Origin of the sequence: Sphingobium sp. ba1, assembly GCF_000743655.1 — a bacterium.
GTDB lineage: Bacteria > Pseudomonadota > Alphaproteobacteria > Sphingomonadales > Sphingomonadaceae > Sphingobium.
In genome coordinates this window covers 294197-301175 of record NZ_JPPQ01000069.1, presented here as the reverse complement: position 1 = coordinate 301175, position 6979 = coordinate 294197, and the positions used below count along the sequence as shown (strand labels likewise).

Genomic DNA, 6979 nt, shown 5'->3' with positions numbered 1-6979 from the left:
CCGAAACGATCGCTGTCGAGCCGCTACCGTGAATCCGTGTCCCGATAATGTACAGGGGCCTATATGCAATCGCGGCCATCCTCCGCGATTATCCGCGTGATGGCACATGGTATCTCGGCTTCATGATCGTAGATGCCGCACAGCGTGGTCGTGGCGTCGGACGCTCAATTTACTCGACGGTCGAAAGCTGGGCCGCTGCGAGAGGTGCCACAGAGATTCGGTTGGCCGTGCTGGAAGCGAATGAAGCGGCAGAGCGATTTTGGCGTTCTCTCGGCTTCATTGAGTATCGGCGCGTTGGGCCAGACACCTTCAAAATGCGTAGCCATCGCCGGATAGAACTGAGCCGTCGCCTTTCTGGCGCGACCGTAGAAGGCAGCAACAAGTAAGATCTCGCGCCGGCTATCTGGGCGAGCTTGGCGTAGGATTCCGCCCCCTCCCGCAAACGCCCCCCTGTTCGGCGCCCTCGCGCAGTTCGAGCGCGACCTGATCCGCGAGCGCACCAACGCAGGGCTGAAGGCGGCCGAGGCGCGCGGCCGTAGAGGTGGGCGCAAGCCTGTCGTCACCCCCGACAAGCTGGCCCGCGCCAAGACGCATCTCGCGGCCGGGCTCACCGTACGCGAGGCGGCCGCGCGCGTGAAGGTCGGCAAAACCGCGCTCTACCAGGCGCTGGGAGAACCAGCGGGACAGGTCGAAGGGTAAGTTCTCGGTCCGTTCGCCCTTAGCGTACGCTCAGCTCACTTTCTTGCAGCGACCCCTTCAACCCGGCAAAGGTGAAATCCGATGCGGCCGTGCTGGCGACGATGCGGGGGCTATCGAGAAAGTGGGTATGGCGCTGCGCCGAGGACAGCACGCCGGCCGCTTCGCGATCGGACTTGCCGAGCTGGCGGTTGGCGGCGCGGGCGATCAGGCCACCCGCGCCGGCGCTGTCCTGCATATCGGTCAGCAGCGCGGCGAAGCCGGCAGGGGCGAGCGTCAGCTTGTCGCGCACCGTCGCCAGAACGCGACGATCGGCGGGTTCGTGGACGACGGTGTGCAGGATCAGCCCGGCGATCAGCGCCTTGGCTTCCTCGTTCCAGTGCGCTTCGCCAGATTGCCCCGGCGCGTCATGCACCAGCGCGTCGGCGAGGGTGTTGGCATCTTCCGCCAGATCGAGGCTGGCAGGATCGAGCCGGTCAAGCGGATTGTAACGGGCAGGGGGGCTGACCCGACACGCCGAACGGATCGAGGCACCAGACCTTGCCCCTGGCGGCACGCGCGCGGGCGGTGACGCGGGCATTCTCGCCCTTTGGGTCGATGCAAATCACCGAGCGGTCGAGCAGCAGCAGGTTCGGTATGATCGTGCCGACGCCCTTGCCCGACCGGGTGGGCGCCATCGTCAGCAGGTGCGCCGCGCCGTCGTAATGCAGCAGCTTTCCCGATTTCGCCGAGCGGCCGATCAGGAGATCCCCGTTCGCCTCCAGCTTCCGCACGTCGGCACGGTCGTCGAAACGGGCGGAACCGAGCAGATCCGGCGATCGTGCGGGCGCGGAGAAGCTGGGCAAGCGCATGGAAAGCATTGCTGGCGGGCTACAACGCGACCCGCAGCTCGAATCCGTTCTGCGCGCCCGCGCGCCCGAGCTGGAACTGAAAATGGAGCGGGGCCGATCGGTCGCAAACGAGCTGGCGCAGTCGGTCACGATTGGCCGAGACCGCGATCATGGCATGAGCCGGTAGGTGATGATGGACGACGATATTCAGGAAGGCGGCGACCCGGCGGAGGCGTTCGACCGGTTGCGCGCCGTGATCGAGGGACAGGACCGCGAGCTGGCGCTGCTACGCCGTGCCGTGGAGGGCTTGGCGGCCGAGCGGGCGCATATCGACGTGCCGGACTATTCCGAGACGCTGGGGCGGATGCAGCAGGGCGTGGACGCCACTGCCGAGCGGATCGCAGCTATCAACGACGTGAAGCCCGGTAGCCCGGCCCGCGGGCAACGCCACGAGGCCGTTCCGACGGGATCGGGATCCGTTCAGCGCCGCGCGCGCTGGGCGAGCGCGAGGGCGCCGAGCAGGCCTGCCTTGTCCCCCAGGCCGGGAGCGACGACGAGGCGGGCGTAATCCTCCGTGCCGTAATAGCCGTTGGCGAGGTCCCGCGCCTGCGCCCGCACCCGGTCGATCAGCCCGGGCGTGGCAAGGACGCCACCGCCCATGACGATCCGTCTCGGCGAAAGGATCGCCTGCTGCGCGACGACCAGCTGGCCGAGGTAATACGCGATGATTTCATGGGCGGGGTGATCCGGCGGAAGGTCGGACAGCGACGCCCCCCAGCGGGCGATGATCGCCGGCCCGCTCGCCAGACCTTCCAGGCAATCGCCGTGGAACGGGCAGATGCCCCCGAACCCGGTGTCGAGCGGATGGCGGCGGACGATCAGATGTCCCATTTCGGGATGGCGCGATCCGTGGACCGGGCGTTCCTCGACAAGGGCGCCGCCGCCTATGCCCGTGCCCACGGTGACGTAGCAGGCGATATCCGCACCGATCGCGTTGCCCCACAGGCTTTCCGCCAGGATCGCGCCGTTCACGTCGGTGTCGAAGCCGACCGGGCAGCCGAACGCCGTCGCCAACGGCCCTGCGAGGTCGATGTCGCTCCAGCCGGGCTTGGGAGTCGTGGTGATACGGCCCCAATGCGGCGAGCGACGGTCGATGTCGATCGGACCGAAGCTGGCGATGCCGATCGCGTCGAAACTGCCGAACCGACTAGCCGCGGCGTCGAGGAAATCGGTCGCGGCACCGATAGTGGCGGCTGGGTCCGACGTTTCGATCCGACATTCGTCGAGGATCGTTCCCTGATCCCTCAACACGCCGACGACGAACTTCGTGCCGCCGGCCTCGATGCATCCGAACAGGGGGTCAGCCACGGGCGTTCCCCGAAATGGCGCGGGGACCGCGGGGGCCATGCGGGGCCGCCGTCATGATTCCACCGGACCGATCACGCCCTTGCGCAGGATGATGTTGGCGAACAGCCGACGTTCGCCGCTGGCGATGATCGCGTAACAGCCCCGTACGCGGGCGTAGAAACCGTCGCCGGGAAGCGGGCGCAGCACGATGCCGGGTTCGTGACGCGCGAGAAGCGCGTCGAACTCGCTATAGACGGGCTCCATCCGGTCGCAGTCGCCATGCGCGCACGGCCGAAACGCCGCGTCGACATCGCGATCGAGCGGCAGCACCGATAGCAAGGCGTCGGCGATCGCGGGCACGTCATGCCCGTCCATCCGCACCAGTCGGGTGGCGTGCGCATCGGCGGGGTAGTTCGCGTCGACGATCGCGATTTCGTCACCATGGCCCATGGCCCGGAGCGTCGACAGTAGGTCGGGCCCCAACATCGCCGGCAGTCCCTTTAACATCGCACGCACGTCCTCTCGCAACAGGTCGTTCCGACCTCGTCGCCGTTCGTTTAATTCGGGTAGCTTGATTAGTCCAGCATATTGACAAATAGAATCGATGGGAACAGGTTGATGCCAGATCGCCGGGACGGGCGACGTCATCAGGGGGGGATTATGAAAGGTTCGTTTGCAACTTCGGTGTCTGTGGCTGCACTTGTGGCGGTCGCGGCAAGCACGTCGGTCCGCGCGCAGGAACAGGCAACGCCGGCTCCGGTCGATGAGGCGGCGCCGGTCGCTGCCGATAATGCGGTCGCTGACGCTGTGTCGCCGCAGAACGCCGCGATCGTGCAGGACATCGTCGTCGTCGGCTCCCGCCGCGCCGTGCAGCAGATCAGGTCGTCCAACGCGATCTCGGTCTTCAACGAGGAAGCGCTGACCGAAATCGCGCCCGCCAGCATCGCGTCGCTGGCACGCAGCATCCCCGGTTTTCACGCGGAGGATTCGGGCGGCGAAGTCGGCAACAACATCGCCCCGCGCGGCTTCCCGCTTTCGACCCAGACCGAATTCACGGCGCTGCAACGCGACGGCATGGTCGTATTCTACGATCAGGATATCCTGTTCTCGCAGTCCGACCGGTTCACGCGCTTTTCCAATTTCGTCGCCGGTGCCCAGGCGGTGCGCGGCGGTTCCTCGTCCGTATTCGTGGGCAGCGCGCCGGCCGGTTACATCAACCTGCTGTCGCGCGAGGGGCGACCGGGCGATCCGACCCATGGCGATATCCAGTTCCAGACCAACAGCTACGATCGCATCGGTTTCGACGGCTGGACCACGTTCAGCCTGTCGGACACGACCGCGGCGGCGATCGGCGGCTGGTGGCGACAGGATAATTCCGGCCGCGATCCCGGCTTCAACGCCAATCGCGGCGGCGAGATCAACGCCAATGTCGTGCACGATTTCGCCGGGGGACGCGGCAGGATCCGCGCCGAATTCAACCTGCAGAACGATCGCGCGATCTTCTATCTGCCCCAGCCGCTCACCGGGACGATTTCCAATCCGCGCTCCATTCCGGGCGGAATGAGCATCAACGACGGCACGACCGGCGTTTCCGCTCGCGCCCGCCTGTTGTCGTTGCCGGGCACGCCGATGGGCGACATCAACTGGGATGCCGCCGATGGCCAGCGCGACAAGACGCTCTATTTCGGCTTCAAGCTGGATTACGACCTCGGCGGCGGCTGGTCGGTCAGCAACCAGAACCGCTACACCGATCTGAACACGCCGTTCAACGCGATCATCAACGTCGGGAACGCCCGGCCGCTCACGACCATCGCGGGCGAGATATTCGCACGGGCGCCCACGCGCTTCGCGGGTGCAGCCGGTGCCGGCGGTCCGTTCTTCCAGGTGCGCGACGCCGGGACCGGCGAGGTGCTCGCCACCCAGGCCAATGCCGACAGCCTCAACATCAACGGCTTCGGCATCGATGCCGCCTATTTCTATCGCAAGACCGAGGCGACCAATTTCCAGAACGATTTCCAGCTGCAACGTGACGGGTTGCAGGTCGGTCCGGGCAAGCTGGCCAGTACGTTCGGCGTCTATTTCTCCGACATCGACGGGCAGGTGCTCGATTCGCGACTGGACACGCTGCAAAGCATCGAGGGGCGGCCCCGGCGTCTCGACATCGTCTTCACCGATGCAGCCGGCGCGCCGCTCGCGTCGGGTGCCGCGGGCACGTACAAGGGGCTCATCGCCGGGCCGACAGGCTATGCCAACGTGCAGTTCAAGGAGCGCACGATCGCGCCCTATGTCGACTTCGTCTACGACATCGGTCGCCTGTCGCTGAATGCCGGTGCGCGCTACGAAACCCTGCACGTTAGCGGGCAGGTAGAGAATCCGGCGAATTTCGACCTCAGCCGCAATCCGGCGACCTTCGATCCGGGCAATCCGGCCCTCGTGTCGCTGCCCTTCGGCAGCGGGACGTTCCGGGCGATGGACCTGAACTTCCGGAAGCTCGCCTGGACGGTCGGCGGGAATTACGAGGTGGCGAGCAATTTCGCGCTGTTCGGCCGCTTCGCCCGCGGTTTCCGGATGCCCGATCCCGACCGGTATCAGGCGCTGGCCAATTTCGACGCATCGACCGCAGACGGGCTGGCCGCGATCCGCAATTTCGAGGACCGTCCCGAAACGAAACCGGCGACCACGACGATGGTCGAGGCGGGGCTGCGGTACAACAGCCGGCCGCTCAACGTGGAGCTGAACTATTTCTTCGCGCAGGCGAAGGACCTGTTCTTCAACGTGCCCACCGTCGTCAACGGCGCGATCGTGCAACGTCAGGCATTCCGGAACACCCGTACCAACGGGGTCGAGGCACAGATATCGATCCGGCCGGTCACCGACTGGTCGATCGACCTGAGCGGCACCTATCAGGCGCCCAAATTCTTCGCCACGCCCCCGCAACAGGCACTCGGCCCGAACGCGCAGACCGTCAGCCTCGACATCAACGGCAATCTGCCCGTGCGGACCCCCAACGCCTATTTCCAGGTCCGCAGTTCCTATGACGGGATCAGCACGCCGATCGGCGACTTCTCGCTCCACGGCGCCTATTCCTTCAGCGGGCGCCGCTTCGCCGACGACGCCAACACCGCACGACTGTCCGCCTACGGCCTCGTCAGCCTGGGCTTCGGTCTGGAGATGGGACGCGGCGTGTATGTACTGGGCGACGTCCAGAACCTGTTGAAGAGCACCGGGTTGACCGAAGGCGATCCGCGCGCCGGGGAGACCCTGGTCGGTGCCACGAACACCTTCAACGCCCGCGTCGTCGACCCGCAGACCTTCATCCTGCGCGTCGGCGTGCGCTTCTGACCTTGCCGCTCCGTCCCGCCGCATCCCGGCGGGACGGGCTTTACAGGCCGCGACCGAACCCGCAGCCATGCGTGGTGAAGGAGCGCGATCCCCGGACGATGGAACCAGCACATGCGTGACTATCGGAATGCCATTCCCACGGACGCTGTGCCGGCCGCGCTGATTTCGCGCGGACAGGCGTTGACGTTCGCCCTCGTCGCCGGCCTGTTCTTCGCATGGGGGCTGGCCGCCAACATGACCGACACGTTATTGTCGGCGTTCAAGCGCATTCTGAGCCTGACCGATTTTCAGACGGCGTTCGTGCAATATGCGTTTTTCGGCGGATATTTCTGCTTCGCTATCCCCGCATCGCTCATGGCGCGGCGATACGGGTACAAGGCGGGCCTGCTGATCGGCCTAGGCCTGTATATCGCCGGCGCGCTCCTGTTCTATCCGGCGAGCCTGTCGCTCGACTATTTCCCGTTCCTGGTTGCGCTCTACGTCCTTGCCGCCGGCCTGTCGTTTCTCGAGACCTGCGCCAATCCGTTCATCTACTCGCTGGGGCCAAGGGCTACCGCGACACGGCGGCTCAACCTCGCCCAGTCGTTCAATCCCGTCGGGGCGATATCGGGCGCGCTGCTCGCCAAGTTCTTCATCCTCGACCATCTCCATCAGGCGTCGGCGGCCGAGCGTGCGGCGCTGTCGACCGATGCGTTGCAGTCGGTCCAGCGCGTCGAGCTGACCGCGGTGATGGGCCCCTATGTCGCCGTGGCGGCGATGCTGTC

At 66.0% G+C, this 6979-nt stretch carries 8 protein-coding genes and 1 pseudogene; 6 read left to right on the top strand and 3 right to left on the bottom strand.

Going from position 1 to position 6979, the window contains the following annotated elements; all coding sequences use genetic code 11:
* Positions 1-47: 47 nt before the first annotated feature.
* A complete protein-coding gene (locus IL54_RS22695) occupies positions 48-386 on the top strand; it encodes a GNAT family N-acetyltransferase (protein WP_272945500.1) in 339 nt (112 codons plus the stop codon).
* 1 nt (position 387) lies between these two features.
* The gene (locus tag IL54_RS22690; RefSeq protein ID WP_081912992.1) at positions 388-699 is read left to right on the top strand and encodes a recombinase family protein; all 312 of its coding nucleotides are present in this window, start codon (positions 388-390) and stop codon (positions 697-699) included.
* Positions 700-754: 55 nt separating this feature from the next.
* Here the strand turns inward: IL54_RS22690 and IL54_RS04520 are convergent.
* Positions 755-1508 (bottom strand): annotated as a pseudogene (locus tag IL54_RS04520) (type IV secretory system conjugative DNA transfer family protein); the annotation flags it as partial.
* 37 nt (positions 1509-1545) lie between these two features.
* Here IL54_RS04520 and IL54_RS22685 point away from each other — a divergent pair.
* Positions 1546-1713: a hypothetical protein gene (locus tag IL54_RS22685; RefSeq protein ID WP_237748779.1), complete on the top strand. Its 168-nt coding sequence runs from the start codon at positions 1546-1548 to the stop codon at positions 1711-1713.
* 3 nt (positions 1714-1716) lie between these two features.
* Positions 1717-2094, top strand: a complete 378-nt coding sequence (locus IL54_RS23940; RefSeq protein ID WP_156106115.1) for a DUF6118 family protein — start codon at positions 1717-1719, stop codon at positions 2092-2094.
* Here IL54_RS23940 and IL54_RS04515 read toward each other — a convergent pair.
* Positions 2007-2894 (bottom strand): ROK family protein, encoded by an 888-nt coding sequence (locus tag IL54_RS04515; protein WP_037473553.1) that lies wholly within the window; start codon positions 2892-2894, stop codon positions 2007-2009. The genes IL54_RS23940 and IL54_RS04515 overlap by 88 nt on opposite strands.
* Before the next feature lie 51 nt (positions 2895-2945).
* Positions 2946-3359, bottom strand: a complete 414-nt coding sequence (locus IL54_RS04510) for an RbsD/FucU family protein (RefSeq protein ID WP_237748778.1) — start codon at positions 3357-3359, stop codon at positions 2946-2948.
* Between the two features lie 174 nt (positions 3360-3533).
* On the opposite strand from IL54_RS04510, the gene IL54_RS04505 reads away from it, so the two are divergent.
* Together IL54_RS04505 and IL54_RS24805 are read left to right on the top strand one after the other, a co-directional pair.
* Positions 3534-6215, top strand: coding sequence for a TonB-dependent receptor (locus IL54_RS04505; protein ID WP_081912766.1), 2682 nt, complete (start codon positions 3534-3536; stop codon positions 6213-6215).
* 147 nt (positions 6216-6362) lie between these two features.
* On the top strand, positions 6363-6979 hold a 617-nt coding region (locus IL54_RS24805), incomplete at its 3' end, for an MFS transporter (protein ID WP_337587978.1).

Bases quoted from the DNA above. Each gene is read 5' to 3' on its own strand.
- IL54_RS22695 (WP_272945500.1), top strand. From the start codon at position 48: ATGTACAGGGGCCTATATGCAATCGCGGCCATCCTCCGCGATTATCCG.
- IL54_RS22685 (WP_237748779.1), top strand. From the start codon at position 1,546: ATGGAAAGCATTGCTGGCGGGCTACAACGCGACCCGCAGCTCGAATCC.
- IL54_RS23940 (WP_156106115.1), top strand. From the start codon at position 1,717: ATGATGGACGACGATATTCAGGAAGGCGGCGACCCGGCGGAGGCGTTC.
- IL54_RS04510 (WP_237748778.1), bottom strand. From the start codon at position 3,359: ATGTTGGGGCCCGACCTACTGTCGACGCTCCGGGCCATGGGCCATGGT.
- IL54_RS04505 (WP_081912766.1), top strand. From the start codon at position 3,534: ATGAAAGGTTCGTTTGCAACTTCGGTGTCTGTGGCTGCACTTGTGGCG.